Annotated in this window: 19 protein-coding genes and 5 tRNA genes; 10 read left to right on the forward strand and 14 right to left on the reverse strand. The window is 36.3% G+C overall.

Annotated elements, in window-relative coordinates; all coding sequences use genetic code 11:
- The 7 genes from J3U24_RS10195 to tcdA form a co-directional block, all read right to left on the reverse strand.
- A partial coding sequence (locus J3U24_RS10195; protein ID WP_010312103.1) for a GTP-binding protein occupies positions 1–85 on the reverse strand: 85 nt, incomplete at its 3' end.
- A gap of 182 nt (positions 86–267) precedes the next feature.
- Positions 268–343, reverse strand: a tRNA-Thr gene (locus J3U24_RS10200).
- Positions 344–346: 3 nt separating this feature from the next.
- A tRNA-Gly gene (locus tag J3U24_RS10205) sits at positions 347–421 on the reverse strand.
- A gap of 55 nt (positions 422–476) precedes the next feature.
- A tRNA-Tyr gene (locus tag J3U24_RS10210) sits at positions 477–561 on the reverse strand.
- 32 nt (positions 562–593) lie between these two features.
- A tRNA-Thr gene (locus J3U24_RS10215) sits at positions 594–669 on the reverse strand.
- A 153-nt stretch (positions 670–822) separates the two neighbouring features.
- The gene (gene adhE / locus J3U24_RS10220; protein WP_065735067.1) at positions 823–3,534 is read right to left on the reverse strand and encodes a bifunctional acetaldehyde-CoA/alcohol dehydrogenase; all 2,712 of its coding nucleotides are present in this window, start codon (positions 3,532–3,534) and stop codon (positions 823–825) included.
- Between the two features lie 263 nt (positions 3,535–3,797).
- Positions 3,798–4,592, reverse strand: coding sequence for a tRNA cyclic N6-threonylcarbamoyladenosine(37) synthase TcdA (gene tcdA / locus J3U24_RS10225; RefSeq protein ID WP_267330981.1), 795 nt, complete (start codon positions 4,590–4,592; stop codon positions 3,798–3,800).
- Between the two features lie 78 nt (positions 4,593–4,670).
- Here tcdA and J3U24_RS11675 point away from each other — a divergent pair, with 78 nt between their 5' ends.
- Positions 4,671–4,925 (forward strand): dihydroxyacetone kinase subunit DhaK, encoded by a 255-nt coding sequence (locus J3U24_RS11675; protein WP_081303423.1) that lies wholly within the window; start codon positions 4,671–4,673, stop codon positions 4,923–4,925.
- Between the two features lie 247 nt (positions 4,926–5,172).
- Here the strand turns inward: J3U24_RS11675 and J3U24_RS10230 are convergent, their stop codons facing one another.
- Together J3U24_RS10230 and J3U24_RS10235 are read right to left on the reverse strand one after the other, a co-directional pair.
- On the reverse strand, positions 5,173–6,528 hold the full coding sequence (locus J3U24_RS10230) for a PFL family protein (RefSeq protein ID WP_267337688.1): 1,356 nt from the start codon (positions 6,526–6,528) through the stop codon (positions 5,173–5,175).
- Positions 6,529–6,570: 42 nt separating this feature from the next.
- Complete coding sequence (locus J3U24_RS10235) at positions 6,571–6,840, reverse strand: ACT domain-containing protein (protein ID WP_065562050.1); 270 nt, start codon at positions 6,838–6,840, stop codon at positions 6,571–6,573.
- Between the two features lie 146 nt (positions 6,841–6,986).
- On the opposite strand from J3U24_RS10235, the gene J3U24_RS10240 reads away from it, so the two are divergent.
- Positions 6,987–8,201: a pyridoxal phosphate-dependent aminotransferase gene (locus J3U24_RS10240; RefSeq protein ID WP_065735064.1), complete on the forward strand. Its 1,215-nt coding sequence runs from the start codon at positions 6,987–6,989 to the stop codon at positions 8,199–8,201.
- A gap of 62 nt (positions 8,202–8,263) precedes the next feature.
- Here the strand turns inward: J3U24_RS10240 and J3U24_RS10245 are convergent, their stop codons facing one another.
- Complete coding sequence (locus J3U24_RS10245; protein ID WP_065735063.1) at positions 8,264–9,022, reverse strand: M48 family metalloprotease; 759 nt, start codon at positions 9,020–9,022, stop codon at positions 8,264–8,266.
- A 155-nt stretch (positions 9,023–9,177) separates the two neighbouring features.
- Between J3U24_RS10245 and queA the strand changes: the two genes are divergently transcribed.
- Positions 9,178–10,203, forward strand: a complete 1,026-nt coding sequence (gene queA / locus J3U24_RS10250) for a tRNA preQ1(34) S-adenosylmethionine ribosyltransferase-isomerase QueA (protein ID WP_267337689.1) — start codon at positions 9,178–9,180, stop codon at positions 10,201–10,203.
- A gap of 50 nt (positions 10,204–10,253) precedes the next feature.
- On the opposite strand, the gene J3U24_RS10255 is transcribed toward queA, so the two are convergent.
- Positions 10,254–10,916 (reverse strand): M48 family metalloprotease, encoded by a 663-nt coding sequence (locus J3U24_RS10255; protein WP_267337690.1) that lies wholly within the window; start codon positions 10,914–10,916, stop codon positions 10,254–10,256.
- Between the two features lie 139 nt (positions 10,917–11,055).
- Here J3U24_RS10255 and tgt point away from each other — a divergent pair, with 139 nt between their 5' ends.
- Positions 11,056–12,192, forward strand: a complete 1,137-nt coding sequence (gene tgt / locus J3U24_RS10260) for a tRNA guanosine(34) transglycosylase Tgt (RefSeq protein ID WP_267337691.1) — start codon at positions 11,056–11,058, stop codon at positions 12,190–12,192.
- 71 nt (positions 12,193–12,263) lie between these two features.
- Positions 12,264–12,340, forward strand: a tRNA-Pro gene (locus tag J3U24_RS10265).
- Positions 12,341–12,403: 63 nt separating this feature from the next.
- Here J3U24_RS10265 and J3U24_RS10270 read toward each other — a convergent pair.
- Entirely contained in the window at positions 12,404–13,432 is a 1,029-nt protein-coding gene (locus J3U24_RS10270) for a LacI family DNA-binding transcriptional regulator (protein ID WP_267330974.1), read from the reverse strand.
- A gap of 328 nt (positions 13,433–13,760) precedes the next feature.
- Between J3U24_RS10270 and J3U24_RS10275 the strand changes: the two genes are divergently transcribed.
- From J3U24_RS10275 to J3U24_RS10295, 5 genes are all read left to right on the forward strand, one after another.
- Positions 13,761–14,204 carry a PTS sugar transporter subunit IIA gene (locus J3U24_RS10275; protein WP_267330973.1) on the forward strand — a complete coding sequence of 148 codons (444 nt, stop codon included), beginning with the start codon at positions 13,761–13,763 and terminating at the stop codon, positions 14,202–14,204.
- A 31-nt stretch (positions 14,205–14,235) separates the two neighbouring features.
- Positions 14,236–14,508 carry a PTS sugar transporter subunit IIB gene (locus J3U24_RS10280; protein ID WP_065562042.1) on the forward strand — a complete coding sequence of 91 codons (273 nt, stop codon included), beginning with the start codon at positions 14,236–14,238 and terminating at the stop codon, positions 14,506–14,508.
- Between the two features lie 20 nt (positions 14,509–14,528).
- The gene (locus J3U24_RS10285; RefSeq protein ID WP_267330972.1) at positions 14,529–15,893 is read left to right on the forward strand and encodes a PTS ascorbate transporter subunit IIC; all 1,365 of its coding nucleotides are present in this window, start codon (positions 14,529–14,531) and stop codon (positions 15,891–15,893) included.
- Positions 15,894–15,998: 105 nt separating this feature from the next.
- Entirely contained in the window at positions 15,999–16,163 is a 165-nt protein-coding gene (locus tag J3U24_RS10290) for a hypothetical protein (RefSeq protein WP_267337693.1), read from the forward strand.
- Positions 16,118–16,537: a GNAT family N-acetyltransferase gene (locus tag J3U24_RS10295; protein ID WP_267330970.1), complete on the forward strand. Its 420-nt coding sequence runs from the start codon at positions 16,118–16,120 to the stop codon at positions 16,535–16,537. Before J3U24_RS10290 ends, J3U24_RS10295 begins: the two co-directional genes overlap by 46 nt.
- Before the next feature lie 60 nt (positions 16,538–16,597).
- Here the strand turns inward: J3U24_RS10295 and J3U24_RS10300 are convergent, their stop codons facing one another.
- Together J3U24_RS10300 and adhP are read right to left on the reverse strand one after the other, a co-directional pair.
- Positions 16,598–18,043, reverse strand: a complete 1,446-nt coding sequence (locus J3U24_RS10300; protein WP_267332336.1) for an APC family permease — start codon at positions 18,041–18,043, stop codon at positions 16,598–16,600.
- A gap of 182 nt (positions 18,044–18,225) precedes the next feature.
- Complete coding sequence (adhP, locus tag J3U24_RS10305) at positions 18,226–19,257, reverse strand: alcohol dehydrogenase AdhP (RefSeq protein WP_065735054.1); 1,032 nt, start codon at positions 19,255–19,257, stop codon at positions 18,226–18,228.
- Positions 19,258–19,364 lie beyond the last annotated feature (107 nt).

A 19,364-nucleotide genomic window follows, 5' to 3' on the forward strand; every position in this document is an offset into this window, starting at 1 on the left:
TTAAAGTTGTTTTACCATGGTCAACGTGGCCGATTGTACCAACGTTAACGTGGGGTTTTGTACGTTCAAATTTTTCTTTAGACATTTATAGTCCCTCAATGTAATACAAATCGGTGGTGAATCACCACATTAACCAAGTATCATATTTAGTTTTAACATAATACTAATTTAAAATTAGCTTTGCATAATAACAGATAAAGCCATCTAGTGACAAGCTTTAAAGCTATCAAATATAATTTTTTTAGAAGTTTAGGAAAGTAACAAGAATGGTGCTGATAGGCAGATTTGAACTGCCGACCTCACCCTTACCAAGGGTGCGCTCTACCAACTGAGCTATATCAGCAATTGGAGCGGGCAGCGGGAATCGAACCCGCATCATCAGCTTGGAAGGCTGAGGTAATAGCCATTATACGATGCCCGCATGTTCAAACTCGGCTACCTAAATGCTTCAATTAGCAATTGCTAACGTTAGATAATGGTGGTGGGGGAAGGATTCGAACCTTCGAAGTGTGACACGGCAGATTTACAGTCTGCTCCCTTTGGCCGCTCGGGAACCCCACCCCGAATCATTATAAACTGTTTACTTAGGAAAATGGTGCCGGCTGCCGGAATCGAACTGGCGACCTACTGATTACAAGTCAGTTGCTCTACCTACTGAGCTAAGCCGGCCTAAGTGCTGCGCATTATGGACTAGAACATTTAACCTTGCAAGCAAAAAAAACATTTTTTTTATTGTTTGCTTAAAAAAAAATCAAAAATATAAAAAAAACCTGAAATATAGACTATTTCAGGTTTTTATTTAATCAAAAATAATGTGTTAAATTATTTCTTTTTTGTTGCTTTTTTAGTCGTTGCTTTTTTCTTAGTTGAAGCAACACCTTTAGCTGCTGTATGTACTGCTACATCTTCGCTGATATCACCTTTATCTTGATATGCACGACCGTAATAAGTATCAAGTAGAATTTGTTTCAATTCTGCAATTAAAGGATAACGAGGGTTAGCACCTGTACATTGATCATCAAATGCATCAACTGCAAGTTGGTCAACTTGAGCTAAGAAAGCTTTTTCATCAATACCAAACTCTTTAATAGAGAATGGAATTTCAAGATCTTTTCTTAATTGATCTAACCAACCAATTAATTTCTCAACTTTCTTCTCGTCTTTGTCTGATGCAGCAGTTAAGCCTAAGTGGTCAGCAATTTCAGCATAACGTCTAACGGCTTGAGGGTAACCATATTGGCTAAATGTACCTTGTTTAGTTGGTTTATCTGTTGCATTGAAGCGAACAACATTACTAATCAGCATTGCATTTGCCACACCATGAGGGATATGGAATGCAGCACCAATTTTATGAGCCATAGAGTGACAAACACCTAAAAATGCTTGAGCAAATGCAACACCAGCTAACGTTGCAGCACTATGCACTTTTTCACGAGCAACTGGGTTTTTAGCCCCTTCTTTATAGCTTGTAGGTAGATATGCTTTCAATATGCTCAATGCTTGTAATGCTTGTCCATCAGAGAACTCGCTTGCCATAATTGACACATAAGCTTCTAAGGCATGAGTTACCGCATCATAACCACCTGCAGCACAAAGTGATTTAGGCATATTCATTACTAAGTTAGCATCAACAATTGCCATATTTGGTGTAATTGCATAATCAGCTAATGGATATTTTTGGCCAGTTGCATCATCTGTTACTACCGCAAACGGTGTAACTTCAGAACCTGTACCAGAAGTAGTTGTCACACAAATTAATTTGGCTTTTTTACCCATATTAGGGAAATGACAAGTACGTTTACGGATATCCATAAAGCGCAATGCTAATTCATCAAATTTTGTTTCTGGATGTTCATAAAGTACCCACATAATTTTTGCGGCATCCATTGGAGAACCACCACCTAAAGCAATAACAGTATCCGGTTGGAATGCTATCATTGAGTCAGTACCTTTACGAACAACACTTAATGTTGGGTCTGCTTCAACATCAAAGAAAGTTTCACAAATTACACCACGCTCTTCAAGTTGATCGGTAATTTGTTTTGAGTAACCATTGTTAAATAAGAATTTATCGGTTACTAAAAATACGCGTTTGGCACCTTGTTCAATTACTTCATTTAAAGCAACTGGAAGTGAGCCACGTTTAAAATAGATAGAACTTGGTAATTTGTGCCATAACATGTTTTCTGCTCTCTTAGCGATTGTTTTCTTGTTGATTAAGTGTTTCGGACCGACATTTTCTGAGACCGAGTTACCACCCCAAGAACCACATCCTAGTGTTAAAGATGGCGCCAAATCAAAGTTATATAAATCACCAATACCACCGTGAGCAGCTGGTTGATTAATTAAAATACGACATGTTTTCATTTTACTACCGAAATAAGCAACACGATCACGATTGCTATCTTGGTCAGTATAAAGAACAGAAGTATGACCCATACCGCCCATTTCAACTAATTTCTCAGCTTTATCTACTGCTTCATTGAAGTCTTTAGCTTTAAACATAGCTAAAGTTGGAGAAAGTTTTTCATGAGCAAATGGTTCTGATAAGTCAACTTTACTCACTTCACCAACAAGCACTTTTGCACCTGCCGGCGCTTTAAATCCAGCTAATTCAGCAATTTTAGTCGCTGGTTGACCAACGATATTAGCATTTAAAGCACCTTTATCATTTAAGATAATACCTTGAACAGCTTTGGTTTCCTTAGCATTTAAAATATAAGCGCCATATTGTTTTAATAAACTACGAACTTCGTCATAAACAGAATCAACAACCACAATAGCTTGTTCTGAGGCACAAATCATACCGTTGTCGAATGTTTTAGACATCAATACTGATGCAACAGCACGTTTTAAGTCAGCTGTTTCATCAATAATTACAGGAGTATTACCTGCTCCAACACCTAATGCTGGTTTACCAGAACTATAAGCTGCCTTAACCATACCTGGACCACCAGTAGCTAAGATAGCTGACACACTATCATGATGCATTAATGCATTAGATAATTCGATAGATGGTTCATCAATCCAACCAATAATATCTTTTGGAGCACCAGCTTTAATTGCAGCATCTAGCACAATTCTAGCTGCTTCAATGGTAGATTTTTTAGCGCGTGGATGAGGTGAAAATACGATAGCATTACGAGTTTTTAAGCTAATTAATGATTTAAAGATTGCAGTTGATGTTGGGTTTGTTGTTGGAACGATACCACAAATAATCCCTAACGGTTCAGCTAAAGTAATGGTCCCATATGGTTCATTCTCAGCGATAACACCACAAGTCTTATCATTGCGATATTTATTAAGAATATACTCAGCAGCAAATAGGTTTTTGATAACTTTATCTTCAACAATTCCCATTCCTGATTCAGCAACAGCTTGCTGTGCAAGAGGGATTCGAGCTGCGGCTGCAGCTGTTGCTGCTGCTACGAAGATTTTATCAACTTGCTCTTGAGTATAAGTAGAATAAGTTTCTTGAGCTTTTTTCACTCGAGTCATTAACTCATTTAACTCATTCATATTGGTTACTGCCATAGATTTCTCCTTGAAAATTAAAAAATAAACTGGGATCGTTTGGCGTCTTCCTTGAACATATTTGTAATAGCAAAACGAAATTGTGGAATATCGTAAATCAGTTTTTTACTTAATACAATAAGATATTTAACAAAAAATGAATGTTCTTTAAAAGAACAAAATTTATTATTACTTTAAGCGAATTAAATTTGAAGATTTTTAAAAAATATAATTAATTAGCTAAAGGAAGCAAAATTGTTTCTTTAGCTAAATTGAATTAAAAATCAAACATTAATTAACTTGTCTAATACATAACTCACAGCCACAAAACCAAAAGTCGCTGTCACGGTAGTAATAGCACCAAATCCGGACTGACAATCCATTTTCTTACTACCTTCAGCTTGATTTTTAGTTGAACAAACCTGACCGTTTGGAGCTGGATAAATTAACTGTTCAGTCGAGAAAACACACGCTATGCCATACTTACCTTTACTATCTTTATTGAGTTTATAATCATTTTTTAAGCGCTCACGCAATTTAGCCGCTAACGGATCTTGAATGGTTTTAGCTAAATCAGCAATTTTAATTTTGGTCGGATCTTTTTGCCCGCCAGCGCCACCAATGGTGATAACTTTTAATTTATTTCGCTTGCAGTGCGCTAAAAGTGCAGCTTTATCACGCACGCTGTCAATGGCATCAATAATAAAGTTGAAGCATGGGTTTTGTTTCGACCCTAAATAATTTGCAACATTATCCGGACTGATAAAATCATCGATGACATTGACGATGCATTGAGGATTGATCTGTAAAATTCGTTCAGCCATAACAGCAGTTTTAGCTTTACCAATATTGGTATTTAACGCATGAATTTGCCGATTAGTATTGGTGATACACACATCATCCATATCAATTAAGGTAATTTGCCCAATACCACTACGGGCAAGGGATTCGGCCACCCATGACCCAACACCACCAATACCAATGACACAAATATGAGCTTGTGAAAATTGCGTTAATGCTGCTTCACCATAGAGCCTTGCAATACCGCTAAAACGTTGAAAGTAGGATTCTGATTTCATAATTGATTATCGAAGGTGCTTATCGTCAAACACCCAACACTCCAAAAACTTGTTTACCAATAATAAAGATAATTTGCTTTGCTAACTAATTTATATATAAATAATGTCGATATATTCGTTTTCAAGGACTCTGGATGCAATATATGCTTTCTCATTGCCAGAAAAGTCGATATTAAACTTGATTCACGCTGCATAATCAGCCATGAGATTGCTATTGGCCATTTTTGTACCTCACTGGAAATGTCCGGCTTTTCGATCACTTTAGTCAAATTAGATCAGCAGTTACAATACCTTTACGACCTACCTTGCCAAACCTTAGGAAGGAGAAAATAGAATGAACTTATCACTACTAATAAGATTATCGCCTTACTTGCAACTGTTTGAGATGTAGCCGCTCCACTCCCACATGCAATGATAATCTTTTTCTTAAAGTCTCCCAATAAATAGATTATTTGATGTCGATAATTTAAAAACTTAACGCGGGAAATATCTGGGATTAGTTATACTAAGTTAGTTAGGCAATTGTGATTCTGCTATTAGCAATTTAATAGACAGAATCACAATAAGTATTGAAGGTTATTTAATTTTTGAAAGAGTGAATTGGTGCCGGAATTCGTCCGCCACGATGAATGAAATCAAATGAACTGAATTTACTCACCGGCATCACAGGAGCATGACCGAGTAATCCGCCAAACTCAATATTATCACCCACCTTTAATCCCACAGCCGGAATAATCCGCACAGCAGTGGTTTTGTGGTTAATGACACCGATTGCTGCTTCATCAGCAATAATAGCAGAAATCGTTTCAGCGGAGGTATCACCCGGTATAGCTATCATATCAAGACCAACTGAACACACACAGGTCATGGCTTCGAGTTTTTCCAGATTAAGAGCCCCGCAATTAACCGCATCAATCATGCCGGCATCTTCTGAAACAGGTATAAAGGCGCCACTTAAACCACCGACATGACCACACGCCATTACGCCGCCTTTTTTAACCGCATCATTTAACATCGCCAAAGCTGCCGTTGTGCCATGTGTGCCGACAACTTCCAGTCCCATTTCTTCTAAAATATGCGCAACCGAATCACCAATTGCCGGCGTCGGTGCGAGCGATAAATCTACGATACCAAATTTCACACCTAAGCGCTCTGATGCTTCTTTTCCAACTAATTGCCCCATACGGGTAATTTTAAAAGCAGTTTTTTTAATCGTTTCGGCAACCACATCAAAAGGTTGACCTTTTACTTTTTCAAGCGCACGTTTAACAACCCCCGGTCCACTAACGCCGACATTAATCACACAATCGGCTTCACCAACACCATGAAATGCGCCGGCCATAAAAGGGTTGTCTTCAACTGCATTGGCAAATACAACTAATTTTGCACATGCCATACTGCTATTATCAGCGGTTAACTCTGCCGCTTGTTTGATAATTTGCCCCATTTGCTTAACCGCATCCATATTGATACCGGTTTGAGTTGAGCCAACATTGACCGATGCACACACCCGCTCTGTTTGAGCCAGCGCTTGCGGAATGGATTTAATTAAAATCTCATCACCTTTGTGATAGCCCTTTTGTACTAAGGCAGAAAACCCACCAATAAAATTAACACCAACGGCTTTAGCTGCTCTATCAAGGGTTTTAGCAAAGGCAACATAATCTTTATCATCACTGGCGCCGGCAATTAAAGATATCGGCGTGACGGAAATACGTTTATTGATAATAGGGATGCCAAATTCGGAAGTGATTTGATCCCCAACTTTGACAAGATCTTTAGCTAATGTCGTTATTTTGTCATAAATTTTTTGGCGAGCTTTCTCACCATTACTATCGATACAATCAAGGAGAGAAATACCCATGGTTATTGTGCGGATATCAAGTTTTTCTTCCTCAATCATTTTAATTGTTTCGAGGATCTGTTTTGTTTCCATTAGTCCTATCCTTAAGTAAGAAATGTAGAATTAGAATTGAAATTACAAACGATGCATAGCATCGAAAATCTCTTCTCGCTGAATATTTACTTTTACCTTGAGTCTGTCGCCTGTTTGCGTTAACGAAGTTTTAACTTCATCAAATGAGACTTTTATTTTGGATAAATCAAGCAACATAATCATGGTAAAATATTCATCCATAATCGTTTGGCTCACATCTAAAATATTGATATCTAATTCAAACAGCTTTTGACTAATTCCCGCAATTATTCCGGTTTGGTCTTTTCCAATGACAGTTAAGATCGTTTTCATCACATACTCCGCACAAAATTCACACAATTAAAAGATATTTATTGAGTTGATTATAATAACATCTTCAAAAATTATCGAAATAGGAGTAGATTGTTTTTTTCAACAAAAATAAAAATATCATTAGAATAAATTGAAAGGGCGAAGTTATGATAAATTTCCAAAAATCCAATAAATTGGATCATGTCTGTTACGACATTCGTGGACCTATCTTAGATCATGCAAAACGACTTGAAGAAGAAGGTCAAACTATCCTTAAACTCAATATTGGAAATCCCGCCCCTTTTGGTTTTGCCGCCCCTGATGAATTATTGGTTGATGTCATTCGTAATTTACCTTCTGCGCAAGGATATTGCGATTCAAAAGGGCTTTACTCAGCTCGTAAAGCCATTATGCAACACTATCAAGCCAGAGGAATTACCAATTTAGATATTGAAGATATCTATATCGGCAATGGTGTGTCGGAACTGATTGTGCAATCGATGCAAGCACTACTTAATAGCGGAGATGAAGTTTTAGTGCCTATGCCTGATTACCCATTATGGACAGCGGCAATTAGTTTATCCGGTGGCAATGCCGTTCACTATTTGTGTGACGAAGAGGCCAACTGGTCACCAGATTTAGAGGATATAAAACGAAAAATCACCCCCAAAACTAAAGGGATTGTGATCATTAATCCTAATAATCCAACCGGCGCAGTTTATAGCAAAGAAGTGTTACTTGAGATTGCCGAAATTGCTCGCCAACATAATTTGCTTATTTTTGCAGACGAGATTTACGATAAGATTTTATACGATGATGCCGTGCATCATTCGATTGCCGCCCTTGCTCCTGACTTATTTGTTGTTACCATGAGTGGCTTATCAAAAACCTATCGAGTAGCAGGCTTTAGACAAGGCTGGATGGCGCTTTGTGGACCTAAACAGCATGTAAAAGGCTACATTGAAGGATTAAATATGCTCGCCTCGATGCGTTTATGCGCCAATGTGCCATTACAACATGCTATTCAAGGCGCATTAGGCGGATATCAAAGCATAAATGAATTTATTGTGCCCGGTGGCCGTTTATATGATCAATGTATGTTAGCTTGGCGGTTGTTAAATGAGATTCCGGGCGTTTCATGCACCAGACCACAAGGCGCGTTATACCTGTTTCCAAAGCTGGATCAACAAAAGTTTAATATTCACAATGACCAAAAATTAGTATTAGACTTTTTATTACAAGAAAAAGTATTGTTAGTGCAAGGCAGTGGCTTTAATTGGCACAAACCCGATCATGTAAGAATTGTTGCACTGCCACATACTGGTGATCTTGAAGATGCCATTAACCGCTTTGGTAACTTTTTATCAAGTTATAAACAATAATTAGATACCAATAAAAAAGCGCCAGAATTGGCGCTTTTTATTTAACCAGTAATGTGAATTAATTATCTTTTTAATTCAGCTAATTTATTACGGATATTTTGTGCACGTTTAGATGAAGATGGATGGCTACTTAAAATTGATGATTCACCGCCACCTAATTTATCAAATGCTGTTGCAAGACCAGCTGGATTAATTTTTCTCTTGATTAAATAATCAAATGAGAAGTTATCCGCTTCTTGTTCTTGAGCTTGTGAGAATTGAGCATTGATAACTTTTTCTGCTAATTTACCAATACTTGATTTAGATAATTTAGCAACTGCTGCATTACCTGATGCTGCTGCTGCATCACGAGCAATTTCTGTAGCATAAGCAACTTGGATTGCTTTTTTACTATGACCTAAAGCTACGTGACCTAATTCATGACCTAAAACACCTTCGATTTCGTTGTCATTCATCATATCCATTAGACCGCTGTAAACACGTACACAGCCGTTAGCCATTGCCCATGCGTTAACATCTTTAGTAATATATACTTTATAGTTAACTGGTGTACCGTTTATATTATTACCAAGAGCTTTGGCAATTTTATTTAAACGTTTGGCGTAAGCACTTTTAGCTGGAGCAATTTTTGATTGAGCATCCATTTGTGCACATGATTTTTGGCTTAATGCTTTCACATCATTATCACTGAGTGTTGCCGCTTTCAAACCTTTCATGCCAAGACTAGTTAAATCGTTAGCACTCATGTTTTTACAACCAGCTAACGACATAGCTGCAACTAAAGGTAGTGCAACAAGCAAAGTTTTTTGATGTTTTTTCATACTCTTTTCCTTATATTAACAAATTTTACTTTTTTCTAACTTAAAGCTAGATTTTTTGAATTTTAACGCAAATTTAATAATAATCAACAAATAATTACTTGCTTAGTCATTATTAGCACTTTAGACTAGTGCCTCATTTTTTGAGGAACACAAATATGCAACTGTCAGATTTTGATTTTACACTCCCAAAAGAACTGATTGCAAAATACCCATCAGAAACAAGAAGCTCATGCCGATTATTATCACTTAACAGCCGTACGGGTCATATTGAAGATAAAGTATTTACTGATATCACTGATTACATCAATCAAGGAGATTTACTTATTTTTAATAACACAAAAGTGATTCCGGCTCGAATATATGGAAAAAAAGCATCTGGTGGAAAAATTGAAATATTGATTGAACGTTTATTAGAAGATAATCGAGCTCTTGCACATATAAAAGCATCTAAATCACCTAAAGCAGGTGCTGAACTCATTTTAGGTGAGGAAAATAATATTAGCGTTACCATGCTTGCTCGCCATGATACTTTATTCGAATTACAATTTCCTGATGATGTACTTAAAATTTTGAATGAAATTGGACACATCCCTTTACCACCTTACATAGATCGACCTGATGAGGCTCAAGATCGTGAGGTATACCAAACTGTTTATAGTAAAGTGCCTGGTGCAGTTGCTGCGCCAACAGCAGGTCTTCATTTCGATGAGCTTTTATTAGAAAAGCTTAAAAACAAAGGTGTCGAAATGGAATTTGTAACGTTGCATGTCGGTGCAGGTACATTTCAACCAGTAAGAGTTGAAAATATTGAAACGCATATCATGCACGCTGAATATGCAGAAGTACCAGAATCAGTTGTGAAAGCAGTTTTAGAATGCAAAGCCCGAGGAAATAAGGTCATTGCTGTCGGTACAACATCAGTCAGAGCGTTGGAAAGTGCAGCAAAACAATCTGGCAAAATTGCACCTTTTTTTGAAGATACTCAGATATTTATTTATCCAGGTTTTGATTTTAAAGTAATCGATGCACTTATTACTAATTTTCATTTACCTGAATCCACTTTAATAATGTTAGTTTCTGCATTTGCTGGCTATGAAAATACCATGCGAGCTTATCAACATGCAGTAAACGAAAAATATCACTTTTTTAGTTATGGTGATGCCATGCTAATTACTAAATAAGTTATAGCCAATTAAATTTTACCTAAATTTAATTGGCAAAATATAAAATACTAATAATGCTTTAACTTGTTAGTGATGTTATTAATACGATTTATATTAGTTGGATGGGATGTTGGTTGATTTTTAGCATGAATTGGCATTTTTGTTAACATATTAACCAATCCTTTGGGATCTATTTTTTCCTTAGCTAATAAATCAAAAGCATAATTATCTGCTTCAACCTCATATTGATGGGAAATTTCTTCTTTTACCATAATCACTATTTCATTGGATTTATCAGTAATCTCAATATAAGGCGCTTGTCTAAATAAACTTATTCCGTGTTTTAGTGCAATATGAGCCTGTTCATGAGCAATCACTGCTTGTAACTCATCATCTTCAAGTAATCTCATCAATCCACTATTTATTCGAATACAACCATTAGCTGTAGACCAAGCATTAGGTTCACTATCAAGGTAAACTTTGTAACTTAATTCAATATTATTTATTTTTTTAGGTAACTTATTGGTAAGATTGGATAATCTATTACTAAGAAAATGATAATCGGGTGCAATAATTGCCTTCTTATCATTTTCAATGCAAGCTTGTTGGCTAATAGCTAATATATCAGAGTCAGATAATGTTTTAATTCGTTCAGATGAAATGATAGTTGGCTGTATTTGATTTTGACATCCAACTAACATTACTACAAATAAGAAAATAATATATTTCAAAAGCTCAAAGATCCTTATAGATATTGTCTATTTAGGTTTAGCACGATAAACTACGCACCGCAAAAATAATACGATAGCGTATTATATCAATAATTAGCGCCAAACTGTTTATTTGGTCGCAAGAGGTTAACACAAAAAAATGAAATTTGAACTAGATAATACTGATGGCTTAGCTCGTCGTGGACGAATGAAGTTCGATCGTCGTGGTGTTGAATATACAGTTGAGACACCTACATTTATGCCAGTTGGCACTTATGGTACCGTCAAAGGTATGACCCCAGAAGAAGTCGCTGCAACAGGTGCACAAATTTTATTGGGTAATACTTTCCATTTATGGTTAAGACCTGGACAAGAAATTATGCGTAAGCACGGTGATTTGCATGATTTTATGCAGTGGCCAGGCCCGATTTTAACCGACTCTGGAGGATTCCAAGTTTTTAGTCTTGGTGATATTCGTAAAATTAAAGAAGAAGGCGTCTATTTCCGTAATCCTATCAATGGTGATTCAATCTTTTTATCACCTGAAATTTCAATGGAAATCCAATATGATCTTGGTTCTGATATCGTCATGATTTTTGATGAATGTGCCCCGTTTCCTGCCGAGTGGGACTATGTCAAAAAATCAATGGAAATGTCTCTACGCTGGGCAAAACGTAGTCGCCAACGTTTTGACGAATTGGGCAATAAAAATGCCTTATTTGGTATAGTACAAGGCGGTATACATCAAGAATTACGTGATATCTCGATTAAAGGATTAACCGAAATTGGTTTTGACGGCTATGCCGTTGGCGGATTAGCGGTGGGTGAGCCGAAAGCCGATATGCATCGTATCTTAGAAGGAACTTGCCCACAATTACCAGCTGATAAACCACGTTATCTAATGGGTGTTGGTAAACCTGAGGATTTAGTTGAAGGTGTTCGTCGTGGTATTGATATGTTTGATTGCGTGATGCCAACTCGTAACGCACGTAACGGGCATCTGTTTGTTACTAATGGAGTCATTAAAATACGTAATGCCAAATATAAAGATGACACGACCCCACTCGATCCTGAGTGTGATTGTTACACCTGTAAAAATTACACGAAATCGTATCTTCATCATTTAGATAAATGTGGAGAAATATTAGGGGCAAGACTCAATACCATCCATAATTTACGTTATTATCAACGCTTAATGGCTGAAATTCGTGAAGCGGTTGCTAATCAACGTTACGAAGCATTTGTCATCGAGTTTTACCAAAGAATTGGCAAAACCCCCGCTCCTTTCACAAAATAAAAATTATCATTATAATTTTTAGGGGTAACTATTGACACATCGAGGTTAGCGCAGTATTATGCGCATCCTAACGGCGAGTAGCGCAGCTTGGTAGCGCAACTGGTTTGGGACCAGTGGGTCGGAGGTTCGAATCCTCTCTCGCCGACCAATTTAAATAAAAAAGCCTGCTCATTGAGTAGGCTTTTTTTATTATCTCTTTTATTATTTTTTATTACAAACTAGCTCGTGATTTTATGATCGGTAAAAACTCCGTGCTTTCTGATTTAATTGGCTCCCCATTTTTTAATTTATTTAGCAATAACGCCGCTGTGTATTCGCCAATTTGTTTAGACGGTAACGCAACAGTGGTTAACGGCGGAAAGCAGACTTCACTAAACTCATTATCACCAAAACCGCTGACTGCCAATTGATAAGGAACTCGAATATGTCGCCGTTGACACTCATATAGCACACCGCAAGCTAATTCATCGGTGGTACAAATTAACGCATCAACCTCAGACCAGTTTAACAAAATATCGGCAAGCAACTGTGCGCCGGTACTAAAGTTCGCTGGTTTGGCTGCATGAATGATACGATGAGTCGGCAAGTGATAATTGAGCATCGCTTTATGCCAACCATGTAAACGCTGTTGAAATAGATGATATTGCTGATTTGCACAAAGTAAGGCAATATTTCGATACCCTTTATTAATCACATGCTCTGTTAATTTATACATCGCTAAACTATCATCATAGCCAACATCGACATCGATTGATTCATCATATTTTTTACCAATATTCATTACGGTGATTGTTTTATTTTGAACAATTTTTTTTATAAGTTCATCATTTTCAACATAAAACAACAAGACAGCTTCAAGATTATGGCTATAAAGTGTCTCTAATAATTGGGACTCTTGTTTATGGTAATGATAAGATTCAATGATAAGCGTGGTATACCCCTCTTTAGCTAACTGTGTCTGTAGCGAATCAAGCAATATTCTTACAGAATAATCATAAATTCGAGTGGTAATAACGGCAATCACTCGATTGGCGCTGGCTGATGCTAATAAACTGGCGGCGACATTCGGCTTGTAGCCCAATGTCTCAACAGCTAATTGAATTTTATGTCTAAGCTTATCTGATACCCTTTCCGGCGTGCGTAAAGCCCGAGAGACCGTCATTGTTCCCACGCCAGCATATTTAGCAACATCAAATAAAGTAATCTGCCCTGTATTTCGACGTTTTTTAGTATCCTGCATCTTTCATCCCGATTGAATTTGATTTATATATTCATTTACGCATACAATTTTTTTTGTAAAGATAGTACGATTACTCAATAATCATCTACAATGCATCAAGCAGTCTATAGCTAAATTCTGACTTTTTTCTTTCTAATTCTAGTATGTCAAAGCGGAATAGTTTAGAATTAATACATTAAAAATGTTATCTATGTCACACAATCAAAGAAAATTTTTCTAACTTTGATAGCGCTATCACATTTCTGACAATTTTTGATTTCTATTATTACTTAATATGATAATTTTCTAACCGATTATCAAAATGATTAACGGCCTTAATGGAGGTAAAATGTTAGGTACATGGTTAACTAATGAAACAGTCAATGTTGTTGATTCAGTCGAAGATTGGCAAGAAGCGATAACACTTTGTGCTGAGCCATTATTAAAGAATAAAACAATTACATCAGATTATATTAAGGCTATTTTTGAACTACACAAATCAATAGGACCTTATTATGTATTGGCACCCGGAATTGCAATGCCTCATGCAAGGCCAGAACAGGGCGTAAACCAATTAAGCCTATCGATGTTACTAGTTAAAGAAGGCGTTAAATTTAATTCAGAAGAAAACGATCCAGTCTATTTAATCATTCTATTAGCCGCTAAGGATAGTACCAGCCATATCGAAATGTTAACTCAATTGGCGGCACTGTTTGGCGAATCTGACGATATCCAGAAAATTTTCAATGCACAAAATCGTGATGAAATTTTGGCGGTTATCAAACAATATTAATTTCCAACGTATAAGTAAAAGGATAAACAATATGAAAATTATGGCAGTTTGTGGCTCAGGCCTTGGTAGTAGTTTTATGGTAGAAATGAATATCAAAAAAGTACTCAAAAAATTAAACATTGATGCAGAAGTCACTCACGCTGATCTAGCGTCAGCAACACCCGATCAAGCTGATTTGTTCGTGATGACAAAAGATCTAGCTACCAGCTCAGGAATTCCAACCGAAAAATTAGTAGTATTAAATAATATTATTGATATCAACGATTTGGAAAAGAAACTCGTTGAACATTTTGCCAAAAACTAAGCAAATTTTGAGGTGTTACTATGATTCAGGAAATAGTAAAATTTATTGTTGATATCCTAAAAGTTCCAGCGGTACTTGTTGGTTTAATCGCAATGGTAGGATTATTGGCTCAGCGTAAATCGTTTGCCGATACGGTTAAAGGAACCATTAAAACTATTTTAGGTTTCTTGGTATTAGGCGGTGGTGCAACAGTACTCATCAGTGCCATTACCCCATTAGGCTTAATGTTTGAACAAGCATTTGAACTACAAGGAATTGTTCCCAACAATGAAGCCATTGTTTCAATGGCATTAAATGAGTATGGCACAGCAACTGCTTTAATTATGGCGTTTGGCATGATTGCAAATATTATCGTTGCTCGATTTACTCGTTTAAAATACATCTTTCTAACAGGTCATCACACTTTTTATATGGCTTGTATGATTAGTATTATTTTAACTGTCTCAGGGTTTAAAGATTGGCAATTAGTCTTTACTGGCGCATTAGTTTTAGGGCTAATTATGGCGTTTTTCCCAGCTTTAGCTCAACCACAAATGCGCAAAATTACTGGTAATGACGATGTCGCGTTTGGTCACTTTGGTACACTAGGTTATGTCTTAGCTGGTTGGCTTGGAATGGCAGTTGGAAAAGGATCTCGTTCAACCGAAGAGATGAATTTGCCAAAAAACTTAAGCTTCTTACGTGACAGTTCAATTTCAATCTCGTTAACCATGATGATTATCTACCTTATTTTAGCTGTATTTGCCGGTTCAAATTATGTTGAAAGCAATCTTAGCAGTGGTGATAATTATTTAGTTTATGCCATTATTGAGGCAATTACGTTTGCCGCAGGCGTCTTTATTATATTGCAAGGTGTACGCTTAATACTTGCTGAAATTGTCCCGGCATTTACAGGGTTTTCTGAAAAGTTAGTCCCAAATGCAAAACCAGCTTTAGATTGCCCTGTCGTCTTCCCTTATGCCCCTAATGCCGTATTAATTGGCTTTTTATTCAGCTTTTTAGGTGGATTAGTCGGATTATTTGTTCTAGGTCAACTTAACGCTGTGCTCATTTTACCGGGCGTGGTTCCACATTTCTTCTGTGGTGCAACTGCTGGTGTATTTGGTAATGCAATGGGTGGACGTCGAGGCGCAATGCTTGGCGCATTTGCTAATGGTTTATTAGTGACATTCTTACCTGTGGTATTATTACCTGTGTTAGGATCACTTGGTTTTGCCAATACAACGTTTTCTGATGTCGATTTTTGTGGTGTAGGCATTTTACTTGGTAATATGGCAAAATGGTTTAATAAAGATGTTATCATGATGATTATTGTTGGTATCTTCGCTTTATTAGTTGTGTATAACTATGTAGCTAAACCGAAAAGCGATACCCATAATGATTAATAGATAATATTGTATAGATTAAAATCCATCTAATTTGCCAGACTAATCAGTCTGGCAATTTTATAAAAATAGTCATTGTATAGTTGTTTTTTAAAGGAATAAAAAATGAATGATAACCAACAAAATGGAATTTATGTCACTGAAGATATTTATCTAAAAACCGCAACGGTTTATTATGCTAATATCACATTATTGATTCAAATCGTATTTTGTTCAGTCAATTTATGGCATGGCCAAACAAATGCGAGTCAGATACGGCTAACTTTTTAGCAGATTGTTTTATCAAACATCAACAAGATGAAACTAAAACCTATGTCATTTTAAATAATAACATACCAGTTGGATTACTTTCCTTTAACCACATTGATAAAAGCAATAAAACAGCTTATATAGGCTATTGGCTAGATAGCAAAGCACAAGGTAAGGGTATTATTACACAAGCTATCCAAGCACTCACACATTATTATGCGATAAAAAAACTTATTAAACGTTTTGTCATTAAATGTTCTGTCACTAATTTAAAAAGTAATCAAGTCGCTAAGCGTTGTGGTTTTGATTATGAAGGAACACTTAAACAAGCAGAATATCTTAATGGCACTTATTATGATCAAAATATTTATAGCTTAATTTCAAGTTATATCTAAATTTAAAAAAATAAACCGACAATAGTCGGTTTATTGAATGTATTTATTAAGGAATATATTTCAATTAATGATATAACCATACACAATTAATGCAGTTATAACGATTAAAGTTCCACAAGCAATAACGTATTGTGTTTTGACACGATATCTTTTCATTTCACCAAGTGAAAGCTCTTTATTATGATTTTTTCTGTAATAATAGTAGTACAAAGGTAAACCTATCAATGTCAAACAGATTGAAGCAATACCGTTTACAGTTTGATAAATCAACATACCATAAATAACATAAGCTGCTCCGCTTATAGCCACAATGGGAATAATAGGATAACCGATAACTTTATAAGGCCTAGCCACGTCAGCATATTTTTTTCTGGCAATAATCACGCCAACAAAAGTAAGTAGATAAAATACCCAAATCGCAAACATTGAAATCTCAGATAACCGATCAGCATCTAGTAATATTGAATACAAAAATGAAAAAATGACCAAAACAATAATGGCATTAACCGGAGAACGGCTATCTTCATCAATGGTACTTAAAAAACGTGCTCCAATAATTGTACCTCGTTCCGCCATACTAAACATAGTTCGCGATAACGTCATGATATAACCATTGATACCGCCTAAAATTGAAACCATAATGCCAACTGCAACTAAATTACCACCTAAATGTCCAAACATTCGTTGTGAAGCCACCGCAGATGCATCGTGTCCAAGCGTAACCATCTCTTTTACAGGAAATATTTTGAATAATGCAATATTAATACAGGCATAAACTATTACTAAAAATATAATGCCGAGAATAATGGCTTTGGGTAACACTCTTGATGGATTACGAATTTCACCAGCAACGGACGCTACTTGCGCCCAACCATCATAAGCAAACAAGGTTGCCAATATTGCTACTGCAAATGGCGCAGTAGTTTCAATTCCTTGGCCGCTTGAACTAAATAATGCAACTTGACCATTACCTTTCCATAATCCAAATATTGCTAACAACAAAATTGGAATGAGTTTACAAAAAGTAGCGATGGTTTGCAGATATCCAGCTTGTTTAACCCCTATTGAATTGATACATGCAATGAACCCCAAAACCCCAGCACTAACCGCCAATCGATAAGAATCATTGATATCAAATAATAAACAACAAACTGAGCTAAAATATCCTACCAATGCGCCTACTAATGATGGCGCAAATAAAACGGTTATCATCCAACCATATAGATGTGAAACTTTTGCACCATAAATCTTTTCTAAATAAACCAACATGCCACCTGTTTTCGGGAACATAACGCCCAATTCACAGAGTGTTAAACCACCACAAATAGAAAAAGCACCACCGATTATCCAAGCTAACAAGGCAAAATTATAATCCCCAGCTACTTCTAGTACCGCTGGCGGTTTCATAAAGGCACCAGCCCCTAAAACCATTCCAACAACTAGTGATAGTGCAGAAAGTAAACCCAAATCTTTCCGCAAATTATTCTCTAAATTGTGCTCAGACATAAACAACCCCTTAAATCTATCAATTAAGCAAGCAAAATTGGCTTATGATAGGGTTTTATTTATAAAACACAAGAAAGATTATTCTTAATCTAAAAAAAGTCATACAAGTTATAAAATAGTTAACATTCTGTTTAATAAAAAAGTCAGCATAAAGCTGACTTTTAACAATTCAATGATAATGATTATTTTTTCTTCATTTTCATATCGATAACCATACGACCACGAATTTTACCCGCTTTCATTTCATCAATCATATTATTGATATCTTCAAATGGGCGTTTTTCAACTATTGGCACAACTTTACCTTCAGCACTAAAACGAAATGCTTCGGCTAAATCTTCACGTGTACCAACTAGCGAACCTAAAACTTGAATACCATCTAAAACTGTCTTAGGAATACTTAAATCCATTGTTTCAGAAGGGAGACCTAATGCAACAACACGACCTAATGGACGAACAGAACCTATAGCCTGATTAAATGCAGTTTTAGTAACTGAAGTCACAACTGCACCATGAACACCACCACCTGTATGCTCTTTAATATAGGCACCAACATCTTCCACCTTTTTAGGATTAACAACTAAATCAGCACCAAGTTTTTTACACAATTCTAACTGGCTATCACTGTTACTAATAGCAACAACTTTGTTATTAAAAACATTCTTACCATATTCAATAGCCAAAGTTCCAAGACCACCAATTCCAAATACTGCGAGCCATTGACCTGGTTTAGTATCAGCTACCTTAATTCCTTTATAAGTGGTAACCCCCGCACAAGTTACACTTGTTGCTTGAGCTGGATCTAATCCATCAGGGACTTTTACCGCATAATCAGCTTTAACAATACATTGCTCAGCCATACCGCCATCAACAGTATAACCAGAATTTAATGCACTACGACAAAATGTTTCGTTACCGGAAATACAATATTCACAAGTACCACAACCTGCATGAAACCATGCAATACTGACACGATCACCAACTTTCAAGCTTTTTACATCAGGCGCAATTTTAGTCACGATACCGACACCTTCATGACCAATTACACGACCAGGTTTTTTACCGAAATCTCCAGCTGCAACATGAAGATCGGTATGACAAAGTCCACAATATTCAACCTCAACTAAAGCTTCCCCCGCTTCTAAAGGACGTACAGGAATATCTTTAATTTCAACTTGACCATCGCACTCTTGTCTAATAACTGCAGCTTTCATTTGTTTCTCCTAGATAATTACAATTTAAAAACATAACTGCTTTTATTTTAGCCTATTTATTTAGAAAAAATATGCGCTATTTCACAATTATCAATAAAAATGAGAAT

Source organism: Gilliamella sp. B2785, from assembly GCF_026537005.1.
Taxonomy (GTDB): Bacteria; Pseudomonadota; Gammaproteobacteria; order Enterobacterales; family Orbaceae; genus Gilliamella; species Gilliamella apicola_E.

Bases quoted from the DNA above. Each gene is read 5' to 3' on its own strand.
- adhE (WP_065735067.1), bottom strand. From the start codon at position 3,534: ATGGCAGTAACCAATATGAATGAGTTAAATGAGTTAATGACTCGAGTG.
- tcdA (WP_267330981.1), bottom strand. From the start codon at position 4,592: ATGAAATCAGAATCCTACTTTCAACGTTTTAGCGGTATTGCAAGGCTC.
- J3U24_RS10230 (WP_267337688.1), bottom strand. From the start codon at position 6,528: ATGGAAACAAAACAGATCCTCGAAACAATTAAAATGATTGAGGAAGAA.
- J3U24_RS10235 (WP_065562050.1), bottom strand. From the start codon at position 6,840: ATGAAAACGATCTTAACTGTCATTGGAAAAGACCAAACCGGAATAATT.
- J3U24_RS10240 (WP_065735064.1), top strand. From the start codon at position 6,987: ATGATAAATTTCCAAAAATCCAATAAATTGGATCATGTCTGTTACGAC.
- J3U24_RS10245 (WP_065735063.1), bottom strand. From the start codon at position 9,022: ATGAAAAAACATCAAAAAACTTTGCTTGTTGCACTACCTTTAGTTGCA.
- queA (WP_267337689.1), top strand. From the start codon at position 9,178: ATGCAACTGTCAGATTTTGATTTTACACTCCCAAAAGAACTGATTGCA.
- tgt (WP_267337691.1), top strand. From the start codon at position 11,056: ATGAAATTTGAACTAGATAATACTGATGGCTTAGCTCGTCGTGGACGA.
- J3U24_RS10270 (WP_267330974.1), bottom strand. From the start codon at position 13,432: ATGCAGGATACTAAAAAACGTCGAAATACAGGGCAGATTACTTTATTT.
- J3U24_RS10275 (WP_267330973.1), top strand. From the start codon at position 13,761: ATGTTAGGTACATGGTTAACTAATGAAACAGTCAATGTTGTTGATTCA.
- J3U24_RS10280 (WP_065562042.1), top strand. From the start codon at position 14,236: ATGAAAATTATGGCAGTTTGTGGCTCAGGCCTTGGTAGTAGTTTTATG.
- J3U24_RS10285 (WP_267330972.1), top strand. From the start codon at position 14,529: ATGATTCAGGAAATAGTAAAATTTATTGTTGATATCCTAAAAGTTCCA.
- J3U24_RS10290 (WP_267337693.1), top strand. From the start codon at position 15,999: ATGAATGATAACCAACAAAATGGAATTTATGTCACTGAAGATATTTAT.
- J3U24_RS10295 (WP_267330970.1), top strand. From the start codon at position 16,118: ATGGCATGGCCAAACAAATGCGAGTCAGATACGGCTAACTTTTTAGCA.
- J3U24_RS10300 (WP_267332336.1), bottom strand. From the start codon at position 18,043: ATGTCTGAGCACAATTTAGAGAATAATTTGCGGAAAGATTTGGGTTTA.
- adhP (WP_065735054.1), bottom strand. From the start codon at position 19,257: ATGAAAGCTGCAGTTATTAGACAAGAGTGCGATGGTCAAGTTGAAATT.